This is a genomic window from Aliiroseovarius sp. F47248L (assembly GCF_023016085.1).
In the GTDB taxonomy this organism is placed as follows: Bacteria; Pseudomonadota; Alphaproteobacteria; order Rhodobacterales; family Rhodobacteraceae; genus Aliiroseovarius.
Genome location: NZ_JALKBF010000001.1, coordinates 638,337 through 657,301, shown reverse-complemented (window position 1 = coordinate 657,301; position 18,965 = coordinate 638,337). Strand labels below are relative to the sequence as shown.

15 protein-coding genes and 3 pseudogenes are annotated in these 18,965 nt (G+C 50.3%); 6 read left to right on the top strand and 12 right to left on the bottom strand.

Features of this window, described 5'->3' with window-relative positions; genetic code table 11:
- From MWU51_RS03275 to MWU51_RS03265, 3 genes are all read right to left on the bottom strand, one after another.
- Entirely contained in the window at positions 1-2,205 is a 2,205-nt protein-coding gene (locus tag MWU51_RS03275; protein WP_247034680.1) for a DNA-binding domain-containing protein, read from the bottom strand.
- 92 nt (positions 2,206-2,297) lie between these two features.
- Complete coding sequence (locus MWU51_RS03270) at positions 2,298-2,459, bottom strand: hypothetical protein (RefSeq protein WP_247034679.1); 162 nt, start codon at positions 2,457-2,459, stop codon at positions 2,298-2,300.
- A 130-nt stretch (positions 2,460-2,589) separates the two neighbouring features.
- A complete protein-coding gene (locus MWU51_RS03265) occupies positions 2,590-3,267 on the bottom strand; it encodes a hypothetical protein (protein ID WP_247034678.1) in 678 nt (225 codons plus the stop codon).
- A 1,339-nt stretch (positions 3,268-4,606) separates the two neighbouring features.
- Between MWU51_RS03265 and MWU51_RS03260 the strand changes: the two genes are divergently transcribed.
- From MWU51_RS03260 to MWU51_RS03250, 3 genes and pseudogenes are all read left to right on the top strand, one after another.
- Complete coding sequence (locus tag MWU51_RS03260) at positions 4,607-5,068, top strand: antitoxin Xre/MbcA/ParS toxin-binding domain-containing protein (RefSeq protein ID WP_247034677.1); 462 nt, start codon at positions 4,607-4,609, stop codon at positions 5,066-5,068.
- Positions 5,069-5,324: 256 nt separating this feature from the next.
- Positions 5,325-5,477, top strand: a pseudogene (locus tag MWU51_RS03255) (integrase); the annotation flags it as partial.
- 272 nt (positions 5,478-5,749) lie between these two features.
- On the top strand, positions 5,750-8,236 hold the full coding sequence (locus MWU51_RS03250; protein ID WP_247034669.1) for a calcium-binding protein: 2,487 nt from the start codon (positions 5,750-5,752) through the stop codon (positions 8,234-8,236).
- Positions 8,237-8,466: 230 nt separating this feature from the next.
- Here the strand turns inward: MWU51_RS03250 and MWU51_RS03245 are convergent.
- Positions 8,467-8,771: pseudogene (locus tag MWU51_RS03245) on the bottom strand (integrase core domain-containing protein); the annotation flags it as partial.
- A gap of 435 nt (positions 8,772-9,206) precedes the next feature.
- On the opposite strand from MWU51_RS03245, the gene MWU51_RS03240 reads away from it, so the two are divergent.
- The gene (locus MWU51_RS03240) at positions 9,207-10,193 is read left to right on the top strand and encodes a hypothetical protein (RefSeq protein ID WP_247034667.1); all 987 of its coding nucleotides are present in this window, start codon (positions 9,207-9,209) and stop codon (positions 10,191-10,193) included.
- A 98-nt stretch (positions 10,194-10,291) separates the two neighbouring features.
- Here the strand turns inward: MWU51_RS03240 and MWU51_RS03235 are convergent.
- From MWU51_RS03235 to MWU51_RS03205, 7 genes and pseudogenes are all read right to left on the bottom strand, one after another.
- Positions 10,292-11,418 (bottom strand): IS3 family transposase gene (locus MWU51_RS03235; RefSeq protein WP_247034665.1). Its coding sequence is split into 2 segments (ribosomal slippage): positions 10,292-11,154 and positions 11,154-11,418, totalling 1,128 coding nucleotides; the frame shifts between segments, so codons are not numbered across the junction.
- Positions 11,419-11,862: 444 nt separating this feature from the next.
- The gene (locus tag MWU51_RS03230; RefSeq protein ID WP_247034663.1) at positions 11,863-12,582 is read right to left on the bottom strand and encodes a hypothetical protein; all 720 of its coding nucleotides are present in this window, start codon (positions 12,580-12,582) and stop codon (positions 11,863-11,865) included.
- A gap of 10 nt (positions 12,583-12,592) precedes the next feature.
- A complete protein-coding gene (locus MWU51_RS03225; RefSeq protein ID WP_247034657.1) occupies positions 12,593-14,104 on the bottom strand; it encodes a hypothetical protein in 1,512 nt (503 codons plus the stop codon).
- Positions 14,104-14,442 carry a hypothetical protein gene (locus MWU51_RS03220; RefSeq protein ID WP_247034656.1) on the bottom strand — a complete coding sequence of 113 codons (339 nt, stop codon included), beginning with the start codon at positions 14,440-14,442 and terminating at the stop codon, positions 14,104-14,106. The genes MWU51_RS03225 and MWU51_RS03220 overlap by 1 nt, the downstream gene beginning before the upstream one ends.
- Positions 14,443-14,467: 25 nt before the next feature.
- Complete coding sequence (locus tag MWU51_RS03215; RefSeq protein WP_247034655.1) at positions 14,468-15,178, bottom strand: class I SAM-dependent methyltransferase; 711 nt, start codon at positions 15,176-15,178, stop codon at positions 14,468-14,470.
- A 1,418-nt stretch (positions 15,179-16,596) separates the two neighbouring features.
- Positions 16,597-16,752: pseudogene (locus tag MWU51_RS03210) on the bottom strand (IS3 family transposase); the annotation flags it as partial.
- A gap of 44 nt (positions 16,753-16,796) precedes the next feature.
- The gene (locus tag MWU51_RS03205; protein WP_247034654.1) at positions 16,797-17,315 is read right to left on the bottom strand and encodes a hypothetical protein; all 519 of its coding nucleotides are present in this window, start codon (positions 17,313-17,315) and stop codon (positions 16,797-16,799) included.
- Positions 17,316-17,419: 104 nt separating this feature from the next.
- On the opposite strand from MWU51_RS03205, the gene MWU51_RS03200 reads away from it, so the two are divergent.
- The gene (locus tag MWU51_RS03200) at positions 17,420-17,845 is read left to right on the top strand and encodes a hypothetical protein (protein WP_247034653.1); all 426 of its coding nucleotides are present in this window, start codon (positions 17,420-17,422) and stop codon (positions 17,843-17,845) included.
- Between the two features lie 56 nt (positions 17,846-17,901).
- The gene (locus tag MWU51_RS03195) at positions 17,902-18,138 is read left to right on the top strand and encodes a hypothetical protein (protein ID WP_247034652.1); all 237 of its coding nucleotides are present in this window, start codon (positions 17,902-17,904) and stop codon (positions 18,136-18,138) included.
- A 72-nt stretch (positions 18,139-18,210) separates the two neighbouring features.
- Here the strand turns inward: MWU51_RS03195 and MWU51_RS03190 are convergent, their stop codons facing one another.
- Positions 18,211-18,573, bottom strand: coding sequence for a helix-turn-helix transcriptional regulator (locus MWU51_RS03190; RefSeq protein ID WP_247034651.1), 363 nt, complete (start codon positions 18,571-18,573; stop codon positions 18,211-18,213).
- Positions 18,574-18,965 lie beyond the last annotated feature (392 nt).

The window sequence follows — 18,965 nt, the reverse complement described above, 5'->3', positions numbered from 1 at the left end:
TCAGTCCTCCTCGATCGTGATGTTGGTGGGTTTGGCAGGCTCGTCCGAGATCCCGGATCTGCCCGTGGATGCTTTCTTCGGGGTGTTATGATCCATGGGCACGCCAGTCAGCTCTTCGACGGATGACAGGACATGGCCCAGTTCGCCCTTCATCTTTGTCGGTGCCTTACGCTCGAAGAACTCGACCCCAGATAAAAGATCCCGCTCGGCGCGCTCCATGCGCTCTTCGGACCAATCCTCAAGGTTCAGACTGGAGCCGAGCTTGGCCTGCTCATTGCGGATATTGATGGCCTTGATCGCTTCGCGCACCGCCACGTTGTCCAAGCGGTTGGAGGTCAAATTTGCAGAACGTGTGTGCCGGACGGCGGTAAGCCAGGTTTGTGCGGCAACCCCCTTCAGCGACGTGTCAAGAGCTGGGACTTCGAACCACTCCTTTCCAAGGCGGGCCGAGATCGCTCCGATGTCTTTGGGATGCCAGCGTACATCGACCATGTGCGGATCCTTGCGGCGCATGTAGGTCTGCAGGTGCTCTGCCTGGTAGCGGACGCCCAAGATGGTGAGCCCGGTCTTGTCAAGCTGGTATTGACGTTGCTGCCCGAAGCACAGGCGCATCATCTCCATATCCGGAGAAGGCGACACGCCATACTCTTGGGTGAGGCGACGCCAGGCCTTGACCGGGGTCTCGCCGTTCAAGCCTCCGTGGGGCGTATTGTGATAGATATCAGTGACCCACCGGAGCAAGGCAAAGGTAAAGTCATCCACCGACAAAACGGCCCGTGCTTCCGGATCTGCGTCGCCCTTCTCAATGATGCTGCCGAAGGTATGGCCAGACAAGCGTGGCGCGAAATCAGTGGCAAAGGTCCGGAACACGCGCTCGATCATACCGCGGTTCTCGGGGACGCCGTTCATTGCCATTTCCCATGCGACACCCAGATCGCTGATCGCCATCCGGAAGCGCTGCGACTTGAACGCAGCACCGCCATCGAAAACGATCAGTTCAGGTGTGCCGTGCATATCCCAAGGTGTCAGGGCACCGACCGCATCCGTCCATGCCCCCTTGTTCGTCGTGATCATCTGCAGAAGCTGAACGGCTGCCTCCTCGCCAGGATTCCGGCTCAGCACCATGCCCACGATACAACGGGTGGCACAGCAGATTGCCGCCGTCAGGGTCCAGCGGGCCGTCTTCTTCCGCTTCTTCCTGGCTGCCGCTTCGTCACCATCGACAACCAAGCCCAATGAACGCCTTTCGTCATCGGTCAATAGGTCGTACATGCCGCTGCTTTGCATCAGCGTCATGACATCCACGGTCCATTCGTCGATTTCGACACGCTCCAGAGGCCGGGTCGCAGCAATGCCGTTCAGAACCGGGCGGAACTTTTTGCGCGCAGCGGCCTCGCCATTGCGTGCCAACTCAACCTGATAGGGATCCAGCGCCCGGATGGCGCGGCGCACGGTTTCCCGGCTGGGGATCGTGAGAGGCGACTTTCCGTCTGCTCTTCTTTGGACATTGCGATCATGAAAGCTGAGCTGCACCTGCTCGTAGATGTGCATGATTGAAGGCTTCTCGGGAGAAAGATACGTGCGCACCTCTTTCATCATCAGGCCAATGGCCTCCGGCCCCATCCGGCTTGTCCGATTGCCACGGCTTTCGATCCGGTCGACAAGGCCACCCCGGCCCATGTCTCCCATAGCTGCCAACCAACGGCGCAAGGTTCTGGGAGCGGGAGCGATGCTGAAATTCTCTGCGTTGCTCAACTTCTCTTTCCCTGAAGGATTGAGATTATCCGCCAGTTCCATGGCACGGCCCATCAAAATGAATGTATTCGCCTTGATGGACTCGTCTGTGAGCTTCATGAGCCCCTCGTGGTGCATCTCGAGAGCAGCCTGACAATAGGCCTCTCTCTTACTCACACGGGTTTTGATGCCACCGACAAGCCCTCCATGGGCAGTGCTCGTCTGCAACTGGCGTTTTGCTGCGAAGGTCGGATCAAAATACCCCCGCTCAACGCGGACCGCATGGGCATTATCGAGCCGTTGCATGTCCTCATGGCTGAACTGCTGAGCGAGTTGCGTTTCATCATCGCGGACGAACACAAGCCCAACTTCCGTTTCCCGCTGAAGCCAATAACCGACACCTTCAATGGTAACGCGATCAAACTTGCCAAAAGCGTAACGGGCGTTTTCATTAGTGAACGAGAGATCCATGGGAATTTCCTTTCGAGGGATCAGGCGGCATGAGGCCGCGATGAGGTTGCCTGCGCAGGCAGGCGAATGAATTACGTGGGAGGTGTGAAGCGTCAGAGCGCCGACAGCAGCGCGTCGGACAATGCGTCAAACCAAGTGTCGAACTCGACACGCTCCAACGGATGGCGCGCACGGTAGAAACCGCTGGCGAAATCAGGGGTCTGGTCGACAAACGTCTCAATGGCGCGGGGGGTATCGTTCAAAATGCAGGTCATGTTGTGTCCTTTCGTAAGGCATGGAGGGACCGAGCCCAGGCGAAGAACGCCTCGGCGGGATCGGAATTACAGAGAGATGGAGATCGGCCGCGGTAGGTTACTTACAACTGGCCGACCTCCATTGAGATGATCAGTTCGCCCGCACCCGGGCAACTTCGGTGCTGCGCTCGATGCGTTCATGACGCACAAGTTCAAGATGGCCAGAACCGATCAGTCGCACAACGGCGCGAAAGCCCATCCCCTCGAGCCGAGTCCGGTCCACAAGGGCACCGACGGTCGTGGTGCCACAGACCTCGTTGCAGGCTTCCCGAGCGACGGGATCTGCGAAGGCATCAGGGCGACGCAATGAGTGGAACAGTTTCGCATTGTGCAACGCAACCGGACAGACATCCTCCTCGGTGAACAAGCGAAAGTCATCGAGGAAACACTGGGCAATCGCCTGCTGTTTGATACGCGCAAGCTTGCACTGATATGCATGGCTTGCCCGCTTCATCGGACGAACAGCATAACCGATCACAGTGCCATCGGTGCGCGTTGCCACGAGATCGATAAAGTGATCGAAATACTCGCCGTGCTCGTCATACCAGGAGAACCTCACCTGCTCGACGAGGTCGAGCGTCGTCGGGTGATATCTCAAAAGGAGTGAGCCATTGGTCTCAATATGGCTGTCTGTGCCAAGGCGCACGCCCTCGTTTTCACCAAGGACGAGGCCACCGGTGAAGTGCTTGGTCGAACCGACCTGTGTCTTGCGGTCGCCACGGCTGAATTCAGGAAGGCGGATACCGCCAGCTTGGAAGTGATAGGACATGTTCTTGTCTTTCTATTGCGTGGGGATGTTCCCCGAGAGTGGAAAAGATCCCTGCAGGCGGCTTTTAGCTCTTCGCAAAAGCGTCCAATGCGGACGGCGAAATGAGTTCGAGACACACCTCTCCCGTTGCCATCCGCAAACGGCTTAGGCTGAGATCTATTTTGGGCGAAAGACCGATGTCCTTGAAACGCAGGCACGCAAGTGCTATTGCATCAAATGAAAATTAGGCGGACTTTGGTCTTCCTTGGAGAGTTGCGATCTGTTGGCGCAGATCGCGATTTTCGTTTTAGGGCCAACTCATCTGTTTTCTCCTCTGTGTCTGTTGTCACTGTGTTGCTGTGCTTACCTTAGCCATCATCGGCTGAGCGGGAAACATTTTCTCGTTTTTTATCAGGCGCTTAGAAAAACTGCGGATGTCTGATTTTCGCATATGCGAACCAACACATATTTGTGCAGTGCGGAAACTGAGCTGCGAAATCTGTCACGATCTTGGCAATTGAATTCCCCTATGACCTTTGCGAAATATAACCTGACTTGAATAGTCGGATAAATTTCTCTTACACGATTTTCCATCCTCACCCCGATTCCGCCCCCGCAAAAGCCAGATTTGGTATCAGCGATTCGCTCACCCGGCGCGAGGGATCTGCCGAAGACAGAGACCCTGAATGGGGTATCGTGAGCCACATCGGCACAGACATAGAATGGGGAAGATTGAGAAAACACGAGCATCGCTTTCGCACAGTTCTTACGGGGACGGCGCACTTTGATGCGCCGAGATTGCCTGGTCAGGCGATCCGTATGAGCGGGGAGGCGATATGAAGCGTTGTGTGTGTCATAGGACGAGAAATGGACGATCCACAGCTTAGGAACAAGGGCTCTAGACTACCCAAATTGTCCATTCCGCCCAGCACGTGGCAGGCCCGCAACAAATTTGGACAAGTTTCCAAATAGGAATTGCGCCCTATTGCACAGCTGGCGTAAAGCCTCCCTATCAGGGCCAGATGTTCAACCCATCGTGATAGGGAGAGACGCGCATCTCGTAATCAAACGCGATTCCCGGCTGAATTCTTCGGAAAATTTATTTTCTATAGCACCTTGAAATAGAAGAGGCATCGCGTATCCGGCAGTCATCTCCCGTGTTCAATTATCCGAAAGAAGCCATCCATACTGAGCGTCGTGCTGAATCGGTTCTCGCAAAGGCGTCCATGCACCCGAACTCGTTAGGGATGGCCGAAATGTTCAGAAATATCAGGAAATCATTGTACTGTTGGGCGTAGGTGCTTTCGTGCGTGCCATGAGGCGTTAATGTTTCGGACACTGACACGGCTGGAGCTTCATAATGGCTGACCTCTCAACGCGGACATCCAATCTCGGATCGCAACCCGGACGCATAGCCGCCATTCTTGGGCTGAGAAACGCATCGGTGATGGATGACGTCGCCCTGGCCAACACAATCGCTGACGGGCTCGATTGCCATGCGGCGACATCACTCGGAGCAGTCTTAGGTCCGAAGGTCAAAATGGTCGGCGGCATCATTCCGGAGACAACGTTCCGCCTCGCATGCAAAGCACGAAAGCCCCTGTCACGAGCGATGAGCGGGCGGCTTTACGACCTCGGTCGTGTCTGGGAGGTTGCTCTTCGAAGCTATGGTGAAGATCAGGCAGCAGCACGGGCGTTTCTGTCGCGCCAGCACATGCTCCTCGACGGGCGGACACCTCTCGAACTGGCGCAGAGCAGTTCGGCGGGGGCGGATGCGGTCGTGAACCTCCTACGACGCGCGAAGGTCGGCTTCGCAGTATGAGCTCATAATTCCTGTTGGATACTCGGCGGATCGGCGAAGAAAATGATGAGTTTTTCGGGGATGATGGCAGAGCCTTGCGCAATGCCTGCCCCGGAAGCTTCCCACAAAGTGTTCATCGCGGTGCATCATCATATGGAGCTCTCAGATCGAGGGGGAGAAGTCACAATAAGATTTTACGCCACTTGGTATGACGAGGAACGGTCGGCCAATCTGTTTGTTTCAGACATCGTCGCACAGATTGAGCTAAGCGTTCGCATACATGCAATTCCGCACCGAACCGCGCAAGCTGCCTGTGGTCTTCAGCGTCGAGGAGGTGTCCGACATCCTGATGGCTGCGCCTGGGCCAGGGTTGAAATATCGCGCAGCCCTGAGCATTTCCTATGGTGCCGGGCTCCGGGCGGCGGATGTTCTTTACCAACTTATCTGCAGACGTTTTGCTGCTTCCGGATATCTTGTTCATCTTCACTCCATGAAGGTTACGATGAACCAGAAATCCTCTCTTATCAAATTGCCCTATTTGGACCCATAGGCGCTGACATCAGACAGGGGGCAGGTCACTAGGACTATTTTGGATTTGAGAAAAACTAACCTGACATACCTAGATCAGGACAAGATTCGGAAACAGAATATTAAGGCTCTCCTAACACAGTCGATGTCACATGAGTGTGAGGGGTCGTACCAATGTCAATTTCCGATAATCCACCGCTGCTTCAGAATCTTTTTTTGCCGGAGATTCCGCTTGTTAGCGACGAGCATTTTGGAATAAATTTCGTCGCTGACTTCGAAAGCATTGGCGAACGGCCTTGGGAAAAGTTTGACGAAATCGTAACTTCGACAGGCGCGAGCACACTTAGATATCCGGGTGGCAGCACTGCGGAGAAGGGATTTGACATCGCGAATCCCAATGCAACTCTAGTGCATATGACAGATGGTGCAGAACGCTCGATCATGGGCGCTTATGATTTCGCCCGATACTGTGCAGACGTCGATGTCCAAGCAATTTTCATTGTTCCAACAGCTAGTCTCATCGACCCCAACCGGATCGGTACAGGTCAAGGTGCGCTCGCCGAAGGCATGGAGCGTTTCGTCCGCGAATTTGTTTTGAATACGCTAGTTGCGGCAGAAGGAAATGTTGCAAAGTTTGAAATTGGAAATGAGTACGAAACGTACATGAGCGCGCGCGTATATGGAGAAGTCGTAGGTCAATTGGCACCTATAATTCAGAGTGCCATAGATGATTACCAGAATACCCAGAGCATCGGCGTCGACTGGCAGAGGCCAACTGTAGCCGTACAGGTTCGGACTTACGTTGCAAACGAAGGGTCATCATTGACTGACAGCGATCTGATTCTAAGAGCCGAAAATGCGTTTGATAGTATCGATTATGGAAGTCTGGGAAGTATAGACGAACTCGTAACACATCTTTACGCTCGTGAAAGAGATATCGGCTTTCAAGCAGCATATCATGATCTAGAAACTCGAATTGAGAATGCGGTAAACATCTTTTCAGCTTGGGCCGACCACTCCGATAGGGATGTGGAGATTTCTGTCTCAGAATGGGCTGCCAATCACAGGGAGGTCTCGTTCTACGGGCTGGCACAAGTGCCAGTCATGTTAAAAATGTTCTACGAGTTCGTTCAAGCTGGCGTGGACACATTGAATTTTTGGTCAGCACAATATCATGGAACTTCACTCGCCTTGAACAATGGCGATTTGACTGCGGCCGGGGAAATATTCTCGTATCTTAGCGCCAATACCGTGGGCTTGTCACCAATCGATTTGGTAGATGAACAAATGGAAGAACTTGGGAATATCGCATTTCTGGGCCCGGAGCGCGGAGTCTTGTTTCTGTCCAACCTTACTGCCGATGAATTGGATATCGCGAACTCCTTTCAGAACCTCAGTCTCAACTATGAGATTGATCGGATTGGCGTTTTAGACGTCGATATCACTAATGCTGACGGTGCCTACCGCAGTTTCGACGCACTAGATTACTACAACGAGCCTGATTTACCAGGTACTCTCGAATGGCAGGAACCGGCAGAACTCAATTGGAAGGATTTCTCAGAAACACTGTTACCCTATCAGACAATCATCATCGAACTTAATGCTATCCCGCTAGTGGACGATCAAGGCTCATATTTTTCGGCAACTTCGACTGTGTCGATTTTTTGCGGGGGTTTAGGGCGCGACGGTGTATCCTATGCTGAAGCGTCCGAAGGGGTGATCGTTGATTTGATCAAACAACAAGGTGCGGGTGGCTGGGCTGACGGAGACACCTACATAAGCTTAGAGGATGTGGAGGGATCTCAGGCCAGCGACAGCATTTCTGGCAATCAACTAGACAATATCATCTACGGCCTAGGCGGTGATGATGTCATTTGGGGCCAGGCTGGGAACGACGAAATACATACAGGAACAGGCAACGACACGGTATTTGCCGGATTTGGGAACGACAAGATAATCATCAAGAGTGCCCTAGGTGAGTTCTTCGGCGGAGATGGTGAGGATTTTTTCGAATGTGGTACAGGTTCGTATCTGGTGACCGGAGGAACGGGTTCTGACACCATGTCCTTTGCAACACTGGAAGATGGCGTTTCGATTTGGTTCAACACCGGTGTGGTAGAGTTGTCGTTACACGACGAGGTGCAATTCTCCGGTGTCGAATCTGTCGTCGGTACGCGTTTTAATGACAATGCGACGGTACATGCTGGACACAATACGATTTCGCTGCTCGGTGGCGATGATGTCCTCAACTTGTATACGGAGGCTGAAGGGTTTTATTCACTTGGAAGTGGGGACGACCTCTGCTTTTCGTATAGTGACTTTGTTACGATCGACGCCGGAGAAGGAGATGACACTATCATGTCTTTTGGCAGCTCGACGATAATTGCCGGTGCAGGTGATGACCGCATCTATATCAAAGAGGGTAGTCACACCATCGTATTTGGGCTTGATGACGGCTCCGACGACATTTTTTCATTTGACCCATCAGAGGATCTATTGGTTTTTGAGCCAGACTTATTGGACGAGTTGCAAGCAGGTCGTTATGAAATTCAACAAAACGCCGCTTCTAGCACCGTGTATTTTGAGAATGGTGGTGACATCAGCTTTCATGAAGTCGCCGCCCTCGAAATTTCCAATTATTTCGATGAGATGTACATCTGACTAGATAAACTGCCCAGCTTGAAAACCAAAGTGCCATCATTAGTGATGACCTGCGCCGAAGGACGCTCTGCGAGATGTAGGAGGTTCATGGGCCATAACCTGCCCCTAAGTGCCGCAACCTTCGCACTTCACCCGCATCAATCGAGGCCCTGATCAGCCCCACCTGAATGGATCAGTTTGAATTTTAGTGCATGATCGGCCATGAGCTCGCGCCATTTTCGGTCTGGGTTTCATGTGACCCTTCGGGTTGGATTAAGTTGGGCTGCAAATTCGCTCGGCGTCAAGTTGCCGAGCGATGAATGCGGCCGGTTTTCGTTGTGGTCTGTCCTCCAGTCGTTGATCCGAGTGCGGGCGTCGGCCATGGACAGAAACCACGACACGTTCAGGCATTTCCGCCGCAGCGGCTGTTGAACGCCTCAATATAGGCGTTGTCTGTCGGTTTTCCTAGCCTAGAGAAGTCTAGTTCGACCTTATTCAGATAGGCCCATTGGTCGAGCAGTCGCCTGGCAAACTCAGGGCCAGTGTCGACGCGCATTCAAGTAGGGCGCGCTTCCATTGATGGTTCATCGTTGGGTGAACACCGAACCGGCTTGCCAGCTCGCTAACCGTCTCCTCACCTTTTACGTCTCTGCAGCGACCTTTGCCTTAAACTCTGGGTGAAGTTGCTTCGGTTTCGACATTCCTGAACTCCTTCAAGTTGAAGATCAGCAGACAACAAATGGTAGCTTACGTCAGTGTTCGAACTTGGGGGGTAGCTCATTCGTCGTAGTAGTTGATTTTTCAGGGTCGGCCTCCTTGCCACTATATTAAGGGGCAAAGCTTCTACGAATCTATGAGCGCCTCAGTTCGAAGTGCTGAATCTGCTCCATGCCATTGTAAATTAACCCTATTATCACAACTGTTGCTCTAATAATGGTAGAGTTAGCATAGCCTAAAATTGAAGTAGAACGTGTTTTGTTGGAGTGTTTGGATGTTTTTTTTCTTGGCTAGTTTCGGTTTGTTGGCAGTAGGCCTAGTTGCAGATCTGGGTATGTTTGGAGATGAGGACGAAACAGATGACGGTATTGTCGATGGTTCCGACAATCGCACGGAAACCCTACCTCTCTTCACGGACATTTCCAGTAATGATGCAACTCCCGGCCATCTCCTTGAAGACCCTTCGTTCGCTCTTGTATCAAACATGACATTTGACGCTGAAAGCAATTCTGTGGCTCTCCCTCCAGATCAACTAGCCCTTGTTGAACCCGACTCTGCTGATGCAGATTTGGAAGGCGATAGTGCCAATTGCCGTGATTTCGGAGAGACTGCGGAAATAAACGATTGTGAAAGCTCGAAATTGGAGATCGAAACGGTTCTAGTCACTACGTCAGATAGTGAAACCTTCGAAACCAGTGGTTCATACCAAAAGGAAACGGATTTATCGACAGTTGATCGACCAATTGCCGGTTCCGATACGAATGGATATTTCATCCTAAATGGTGACGGAGAGGACAACCTTTTGAGTGGTGTTGGCGCACAAAGCGAAGAAGGTTCAGGCACCGTGAAGTTAACTGGATCCAGTGCAGAAGCCATCTATGGTGAAGGCGGCGAAGACACTATACTACTAGGCGGCAATGATAATGCCTATGGCGGTGAAGGTGCCGATCTTTTCATCATCGACGGAGACGCGGACTCAGAGGAAATTCCGGTAATCTCAGATTTTCAGGTCGATCTGGATGTCATTGAAATCTCACTCCCATCACCAGAAGAACAACTAGCGCTTACCTATCCTGAAAAACCAGCATTCGATGGGGAAATCTGTGTGATACAAAGGGACGGTGATACCTTTATTGAATTGAATGGGGAAGCGGTTTGTCGCTTGGTGGGTTCGCATGAGATTAATGAAACTTCTATCGAAGTGATCTACGATCACCACGGTCAACTCAAAACCGATTTTGATTTACAGTACGGTTACTGACATTTAACGAAACGATTGTGAATGAAAGTGGAACTGCGAAGTGACCTGCCCCCCGAAACTTCCCTGATCAGCCCCACCTGAGTGGTCCAGTTTGAATGTTAGTGCATAATTGGCCTTGTTTCCATCGTGACGATGGTTTCTGGGGCTGGCAGGCGGTAGCCCAGAGCACTGTGGGGTCGTTTCGTGTTGTAGTGTTTCCTCCATTGTTCGATCAGGATTTGTGCTTCGCGTAGTGAGTTGAAGACCTCCCCGTTTAGAAGCTCATCTCTCATTCGGGCATTGAAGCTTTCGCAGTTGCCGTTCTCCCAGGGCGATCCGGGCTCGATGTATGCGGTCTTGGCACCAACCGCTGCAATCCAGTCTCGCACAGCTTGAGCAATGAACTCTGGGCCGTTGTCCGACCTGATGTAGGCCGGAACGCCTCGCAGGATGAACGGGTCCGTAAGAGCGTCTATGACTTCCGTCGAGTTCAGCCTCCTCTTAACCCTGATCGCAAGGCACTCTCGGCTGTGTTCGTCCAAAATGTTCAGGGTTCTAAACGCCTTCCCATCGTCTGTCCGATGATGAACGAAGTCGTACGACCAAACGTGATCGCGGTACTCCGGCCGCAAACGAACGCAAGAGCCGTCGTTCAGCCACAACCTCCCCTTCTTGGGCTGTTTCATTGGTACTTTGAGCCCCTCACGTCGCCACAGGCGTTCGACACGCTTGTCGTTCACCAGCCAACCAGCATCTCGGAGCAAAGCCGCGACCCGTCGATAGCCGTACCGCCCGTACTCGCGTGTCAGCTCGATCATGTCTGCAACCAGACGCTTCTCGTCAGTGCGACCAACAGGCAAACGCCTCTGTGTGGACCTGTGCTGCCCCAAGACACGACAAACCCGCCGTTCCGACACCCTGATGTGACTGCGGATGTGGTCGATGCAGGCACGACGACGCGAGGGGCTTAGTAGTTTCCCCGTGCAGCTTCCGACAAGATCAGCTTGTCCAAAGTCAAATCCGATACCGCTCGGCGCAATCGGTCATTCTCCTTTTGAAGGCGCTTTAGTTCCTTCAGTTGGTCTGTTCCCATGCCGCCATACTGCTTACGCCAGCGATAGAATGTCTGTTCGGTTATCTGCACCTGTCGGATAGCATCAACACGCGGCATTCCTTGACCGCACAGCACCTCAACCTGCCGCAGCTTCATGACAATCTCTTCTGGCTTGTGTCGTTTGATTCCCATCTTTGATCCTCCGTTTCCTAACTATAGGGGCGGACCACTTCAGTGGGGGAGGATCAGCTCTGGACATACAACAACGAACGGCCAAACATGGGCATCGGAGGGATGACGCCGATACAGAAACTGAAAGCAGCATAGATTCTACTTTTGGACCCCATCAAAAATGGGGGGATAACCATGGTCCATCCTTTTCTTGGACGGACTACTAACACCTCAGTGGCCTGTTTTCAGGGGGCTGGGTCAGGGAGCAGGTCAGAAATCTCCAATAATTTCGATGAGATGTACTTCTGACCAGATAAAACTGCCCAGCTTGAAAGCTAAAGTGACATCATTAGTGAAATTGACCGATCCCCAAGGACTCTCCAAGAGGTGCAGGAGATTCATGGGCTAAGTTTACGATTACAACTCACTCAATATTGTGACTCAATGATCGCTGAAGGGGAATCCTCATTCGTCAAGCTTGCCAAACAATTGATCTAAGTCGTTAAGATAAGCATCATCTAAGGCGTCAATATCCCATCCTCTTTCTCTGGCCAATTTCTCGATATGAAGATGCGAGTATTGATCATCCTGACCGAGATCAAGCTTTTCAACAGGGTCGTCTACTCCGTTCGTTTGCCCCACAACTTCTGTTAATCTCGATACAAACGTGTTTCCACCGCTAGTATCCCAAACGTTTAAAGCGTTTCCTGTTTTTAGCTTCGACTGAATTGCTTCAATCAAGGGCAACCAAGAACAGTTTTGAACCATTGCGTTGGTCAGGCCTTTTCTTTGTCCTGAAGCCAAGTAGTCTAAATGATCTGTAATGAATAAGTGAAAAACAACCCTGAATTCGCTGAAGGCGTTTTGCAACCCGTCAAGTTTGTAGAATGCGGTAATGCTAACATTACTGTTGTTCAATGGCGTGCCCGAAAAAAGAAAGCGTGGTCTCGAAATCACTAGGGCACCAGAACGGAAACCCAATTTTTCGACAATGTCGGTTGTGTTGATCGGAGTGCCTCGGTCAATAGAGTCACGCAGATATTGCTTGTACTCAACATTTGTTACCAACTTGGTCTTGCTGTTCGAGGAATCCGAACTAGCAGGCATAATTATATTTTTGAAAATATTCTCGAAGACGGTGTCTACACCAATATGCGCATGGATTTGCTTTCCATCATTATGCATCAAATGCCCGCTAGCCCCCAAATCCGAGTTCCGTCGAAACCTTTCGACAAGTATTGAAAATCTGATACTCCGCATTCCAGTGCGCTTTTAGGTTTTTCAGTGCCCGTGGCGAAAGATTCGTCTCGTGGCTTTCCCTATCGAAGTTTCGATTCAAACCAGGCGTTTTGGTTTCCGTGAATTTGAGGAGCTGCGCGATTTGACCGAGATACCGATCAATCTTTTCTGTTTCAACACAAAACAAGATGTTGCCGCGGCTGTGCTCATAATGCACCGCATCTGAAGAATGCAGGTAGTGTTGATAGCCGAGTTTTAGGTGAAATATGCTTTGAAACGAGAATATTGCGGCCGACTTCAAGCGTTCGTTCGTTGAGGTCAGAGCCTCCGCGAGAGAATTTGGATCTTCAAAAAATGAGAAAGCTACCGCTTCTGCTGTCGTCCAGTTGACGTCATATCTAGGGCGACCCTGTCTCAAGCGTGACAAAAATCCTGACACAAATCGATCTGCGGGGTTTCTGAAAAGAAAACCTAACTTGCGTTGCGGTCCATGGTTTTCAAGTGTTGTAATCAGCGTATCTCCGTGCTTGCCAAACTTTACATAATCAGAACTATGGCGTTCAACGTCAAATGCAGACTTCAGGAAAGTTCCGCCGGTTTTGCCAATGTGGAGCACGATAGTTTTTGAAGGTATCTCCGGTGCCCCGCGCACGCTGCCCTCCCTGCATGTTGAGGTCGTATCACTGACTCTAATGTCCGAATTTTTCTCATGCCAGAACGTGATATCAGAGCGTCTCGCGAGCTTTTGCAGATCTGAATTATATCGATCTTCAAGAGTCTTTTTTTGCGCGGCACTAAACAGATTAAGCCCTGCCCGCCGGGAAAGACGCGAAAGCGTGTTAAATTCCCCCCTCTTTGCAAGTAATGCGGTAAGTTCATTTGCGGGAACACGAGCATTAACTATGCGCCGATCCAACTTTGTGTCAGTGAATCCGGGCCAGTTTGTTAAACGAAGTAGCTGTTGTTTCGGATTGTCGGTCTTCCAGCCGAATTCTCGCACCACGAGCTTCGCCGACGGAATGACGCTCCGAATGTCGTCGACGACATTGTCCCAACTGCGCCCGTTATCTGCGATAGCTTGAAGATGGTCTTCGTCTGGTAACTCCAGACCTTTCTTCAAGTGGAAAAAAAGTGCGGAATCCCACCAACTTGGCAAGTTTCGGATAGAAAAAAAGACGATCGAGACATCGTTGAGCCAGCTCTCATACCTGAGTAGGTTTCGCTCAACGTCCGGATACAAGGATGCCTGCCAGACGCAATTCTCCATCGTCCCTAGAATGTTTTCTTCGCTTATCAGCCGTTTATTTTCGCCTAAAATTGACGGATCGAGTGAACGCTCACGAGTTTGTGGTGGTATCAAGAAATCAATACCGGCCCTCGTGAGCGCTTCCTTATTTTTGCTTAAGTAAGTTTGAAGTGAAGTTGTGGCTGTTCTGTGAGCACCCAAATGTAGAGCCAGTTCGTGCATCAATCCGCGACCCAGGCTTCGGCAAAATCATTAAACTCTGGAAAGCCAAACTCCCCAGCGGTATGAGTTCCATCTAAAACGTCTTCCACACCCAAGAGTTGTGTTCGTGCAAGATATAGGAAAACATCTGCTTTTGCTTCGATGGCCATCGCTGCTCTCAATCGATTGAGCGGAAGACCTTTATCCGATGTAGAAATTGCAACTCTTGCTTCTAGAGCTGCACCTATGAATGGGACGAGTTCATTGAAAACTTCATGTGCGAATTCGCTGTCAAATTTGCCGTTGAGCTTAATCAGCACGTCGCCTTCTTGGGTCACTTCAAACGTTGTTTTTTGCAAGATTGCCTCCCAACAGTATCTTAACTCATTGGCGTAGGCACGCCGATCGTGTGATAGCCCATTGTCCAAAATTGCTCAAGTGAATGATCTGGTAGTTCGATGCGCCAACAAATGATTGAAGCGCACGAAAAACATCGGAAACTTTACGATCTGGTCGAACCCAGCAGTCATCTCCCATAATAACGCCGCTCGGCTTCAATTTTTGGTCTATGGCTCTAAGATCAGCTAATACCGCCTCAAACTGGTGTCGAGCATCCAAGTAGGCCCAATCTAGAAACGGTTCTGAAAAACCTGCCAACCATTCCGCCCCAAACTCTTCGACGACATGACAGTCGTGCGTGAAACTTTCGGCACGCGCATCTGCTGCTGATTTAGCTACGGTCGTAGACAGTCTCAGGTTAGAGGAATATTGCCCCCAGTTTGGAAAATGATCTCCATGTAACTTCCGCCACGGATCAACCAAATAAAGAGTCTCCGGCTCTGTAACAGCTGAGATTTTTTCGGAGAATAAGCCAGTAAAAACTCCGATCTCTGCGCCGACACCCTTCTTCTTTGCGTGCTTAAGCACGCCGACTCGCTGCCCCAACCGGTGACGTCCGTTTTTGTCGATCGTTTCAAGGTCAGGGAAATTCCGATATAAACTTGTCATCAAACAATTGGGTTCGGCGATCTGTTTACGCTCCAGTTGCTCCTCTACCCAACGTTTGATCCAAATGTTTTTTCTGAGCAGAGCCATGACGATCCCGTGTGCTTCAAGCTTTCAGTAGCTGGGGTTAGTTTAGCCGCGATGTTATTACGCAAAGTAAGTGTTGAAGATTAAGACCTATCAAATGGACGCTCAACACACAATCTCGGTCAACTTCTTGATGATCCTGCAGGGAAAATAGCCTGCGCCCCTGAGCGTCCGTTGTTTTGGGTCTGCTATGTTCAGGTTTTGGCCTTTGATAGACTGATTAACATAATCCGCGGGTGTCATGCCAGCGAGGCTGGAATGGTGGCGGTGGTGATTGAAGTCTAGGCGAGATTCAGCCGAAGTTAAGAAGCGTGAACGATGCGTTAATCGACTCTTAACCAATTGGGCGAATGCTTGTCATCAATAAGACCCTGGAGGAGATATTGTAATGACAAGTGGAAACAAAGAGAGCGCTATTCTGGAAATGTCGATGGCGCTAAAGAACATTTCGACTGTCTTGGAGATGCTTCTTGAAGGAGACCTCCTGCTAGAGGTCGATCAAACAAGGAAAGGGATTGAAACCGTAAGAGGTTACACATGTCTAGTCGGTGAGCGTCTATTCGAACTCTCACAGGCCCAAAACGCGTTGTCCGACGGATCTAGAATTCAGCATGCGCTGATCAACTGACTTCGCAAGCTTTTCCTCCCGACTGCTATGTGAAGCTTACCCAGAGATACTGTTGTCCATCTGTAAAGTGTGTCAGGGTTAGAAGTAATTTTCAGCCTTTAGCAAGCTTCATCTGTTGTTATGGCATGCTGATTTGATCCAATTGGAACAACCTTGCTGCCACGCGTACCCGCTTCGCTATATAATACACCTCGTTGCATCAAAACTATATTTTGATGAACCATTAGCAGAATACCGCTCGCTTCGGGTTGTCCCCGAAATTCGGCCGAACTGGCCAAGCAGAATAGGTGGTCTAACAGCCACTTGTAGTCATTCATTGCGATCGCCTTAAAGTTGTCTCCACCACCTTTCACGGCAGCGCTTAACAAAGAGTTAAAACAAGAAGTTTTCCGTACTGCGATTGGGTTTGGGCTAGATGACCCATTCTTTTTCTACACAAAGATGCTACGGCATCCGTTTGACAATAGCAGAGCGGTTTCCGGCAAGAACAAGCGCTTCGCACTTGGTTTCATCCAGTGCCGAACCTTCATCGAATGCGTCTGCATTCTGGTAAGACTGAACTTTGGATTTCCATACTTACAACATCAGGGGATTAACTGCCATATGATTTATTAAATTGGTCATAGTGGGCTACCCCCCAAATTCGGAAACTGACGTAAGCTGCAATTTGTAGTCAGCTGATCTTCAACACGAAGGAGATCAAGAATTTCAAAAGCAAAGCAACCTCATCCAGAGTTCAAAGCCAAGGTGGCGTTGGAAGCGCTGAAGGGTGAAGAGACGGTTAGCGAATTACAGACACCACGTCTGTGTCTCGATGTGTGGTGATCCATTCGTTTAAGTTCGACATCCCGACCCCTAAATCAGAAGCCACCTGCTTACGCGCTGGCCCGCTCGTCAGCGCGACACGCAACTCATCTTGGCGGAATTCGTCTGTCAGTTTCATTCCCATAGATCATCTCCTTTGTTGCTGTAATTGTCATCAAGGGAGCGGCATCAAACCGTGACAGGTTCAAAATGCTCCACTCCGAATGTGAGCTGCCCCGCTACAAGGCTGCTACACCTAAACATGCAATTGAACCAGTAATTTAGAAGAAAAGCCGCATAAGTCTGCTGGTTAAATGAACGCAGGATAGAAGAGATATAGCGATATTCACTTAGCTCCTCACTGAGCTCACAATCAAGATAGGCTAGATTTTCGCTAATAAAATCGCGAACTGAAACAAGATCCCAATCTTCCTCCAAGCTACATATCCAGTCTAGACCAATTCCAATACTTTTTCTCTTCATCAACTGAGAGCTGGTTATGGCATTCAATTGTTGGTTTAGGCCATATTCAACAATGTCGATAAAAGAGTGCGCCGCCAGTTCCGGAGTATTCCTGCCTCCCCATGTCAGACTAGCAAATAATGCTCCACGTTGCCTGTTGGCAGCGCAGACGTCAGGATCTTCGAGCAACAGTTTAGCGACTTCGGTAATGCAAAATGGCGTATAAACGGGGTTAGAGCTGGCCATTCTTATTCGCTTTCTATTTTTGTCCTTACTGATGCTGGATGCTTGGATGGACTTGGCAAATTCGCAGTTAACACACCGAGCGCTGTCGTCAAAAGCGAAGCGTTTTGCCCGCGGACGTTAAAGAATTAAGGGACAGCAAAGCACCGAGAGCTTTCGTAAAGTATGTAGGTTTCTCCTTCTTTGCCGCTTGGTTATTCAACAATATCGACTTCAAGCTGGGTAGACTGGCCATCCCAATAGCACGCAACTCAACTCAAGGTGCAAAGTTTTGGGTACGCTTTAACCATTTGTTTAACATGATGTTGGTAAATCGTCTCATGTTACAAGTTTGGAAAATCGAAGTCCCAACACCTCAGGATGCAGACGTATTCAGGGAAGGTTGGGCTCTGGCTAAAACCAAGCGCGAGGCGCTTGAGCTTGCTGGAAACCCATCTGCTAGAGTCAAACGGATGCCGGAGCACCTTTGGATCGCAAAAGAGCGCGTGATCTGGCCCAGTCCTGATTGTAACGCCAATACCGCTGCGCGTTAACTATCCTTTAATTTTCCGCAGGAGCGGATCACTTAGTCAACGCCGAGGTGAAGGGTATGAATGACTACAAGTGGCTGCAAGAAAGCCTGTTTTGCCTAGCCAGTGTGGCTGAATTCCGAGGACAACCTGAAATGCGAGAAATTCTACTCAAACTACATGGAGACATATCTCTAACGCATTCAGAGCCTCAGGTTTTAGAGCCACGGCAACGCAAAACTTTCTCGCATTATGCCAATATTGTTTCTTTTGCAGCGATGTTGCCTGAAACGCCTACAAATAAGCCCGAACACTAACATGGCCCACAATTCGCCCTTTCTGGCGTCACATGCCCCGGAACAATGTGCGGGCGTTACATTAAACTAGAATCAATCCGCCAACTCCTTAGCCAAGTCTATCAGTTTTCGTCTTTGGGATTCAGGAATGCCATAATATAGAGTGACAAGATCGAGGGCTTTCTTGTCAGATAGCAGGTCTGGCACATCCATTGGTGAGTCACCGTTTCTTGGCCCTTTCCCCAAACCTTCGAAGAAGTAGTCAGTAGATTTTTGCAGCACAGCGGCAATTTCAAAAAGTTTTGATGCACTGACGCGATTGTGGGCAGTTTCGTATTTGTGGATTTGCTGAAACTTCACGCCAACACTGTTGGCCAGCTCCTGCTGTGTCATTCCAATTTGCTTGCGGCAGCAGCGGATATTGTTGCCTACTCGAATATCAACGGGATGTGGCATGAGATTACTTCTTTATTGTCAATCTGATCTGATTTCGCTGTTACACTGACCACCCAAACGTGGGAAGATATGCCTTCTGACCTGCCCCCCGAAACTCCCTCATCAAAATAGCAGTTTGCAGGTCTGGATTTCAAATTGCTTGGTTTCGTTTTGGACATGCCCTTCGGGCGCGTAACCATCAAATTGCTCAAGGGCTCGACGTGCTCCCAAGCAATAAGGGTGGATTGCATACGTAATTGGGCTGACCCTGCACTTAGGTCGAGCTCCCGATAGGATCACAGCATAGCTGTGAATAAGGGAGACAGAAAATGGAATATTATGTTGGATTAGATGTGTCACTTCGGTCGTGTGCGCTGTGCATCGTCGATAATAGCCGACCGATAGTTTTGACA

What these genes read in the sequence shown, in the direction of transcription:
- MWU51_RS03275 (WP_247034680.1), bottom strand. Translation starts at nt 2,205, where the DNA reads ATGGATCTCTCGTTCACTAATGAAAACGCCCGTTACGCTTTTGGCAAG.
- MWU51_RS03270 (WP_247034679.1), bottom strand. Translation starts at nt 2,459, where the DNA reads ATGACCTGCATTTTGAACGATACCCCCCGCGCCATTGAGACGTTTGTC.
- MWU51_RS03265 (WP_247034678.1), bottom strand. Translation starts at nt 3,267, where the DNA reads ATGTCCTATCACTTCCAAGCTGGCGGTATCCGCCTTCCTGAATTCAGC.
- MWU51_RS03260 (WP_247034677.1), top strand. Translation starts at nt 4,607, where the DNA reads ATGGCTGACCTCTCAACGCGGACATCCAATCTCGGATCGCAACCCGGA.
- MWU51_RS03250 (WP_247034669.1), top strand. Translation starts at nt 5,750, where the DNA reads ATGTCAATTTCCGATAATCCACCGCTGCTTCAGAATCTTTTTTTGCCG.
- MWU51_RS03240 (WP_247034667.1), top strand. Translation starts at nt 9,207, where the DNA reads ATGTTTTTTTTCTTGGCTAGTTTCGGTTTGTTGGCAGTAGGCCTAGTT.
- MWU51_RS03230 (WP_247034663.1), bottom strand. Translation starts at nt 12,582, where the DNA reads ATGCATAATGATGGAAAGCAAATCCATGCGCATATTGGTGTAGACACC.
- MWU51_RS03225 (WP_247034657.1), bottom strand. Translation starts at nt 14,104, where the DNA reads ATGCACGAACTGGCTCTACATTTGGGTGCTCACAGAACAGCCACAACT.
- MWU51_RS03215 (WP_247034655.1), bottom strand. Translation starts at nt 15,178, where the DNA reads ATGGCTCTGCTCAGAAAAAACATTTGGATCAAACGTTGGGTAGAGGAG.
- MWU51_RS03205 (WP_247034654.1), bottom strand. Translation starts at nt 17,315, where the DNA reads ATGGCCAGCTCTAACCCCGTTTATACGCCATTTTGCATTACCGAAGTC.
- MWU51_RS03195 (WP_247034652.1), top strand. Translation starts at nt 17,902, where the DNA reads ATGAATGACTACAAGTGGCTGCAAGAAAGCCTGTTTTGCCTAGCCAGT.
- MWU51_RS03190 (WP_247034651.1), bottom strand. Translation starts at nt 18,573, where the DNA reads ATGCCACATCCCGTTGATATTCGAGTAGGCAACAATATCCGCTGCTGC.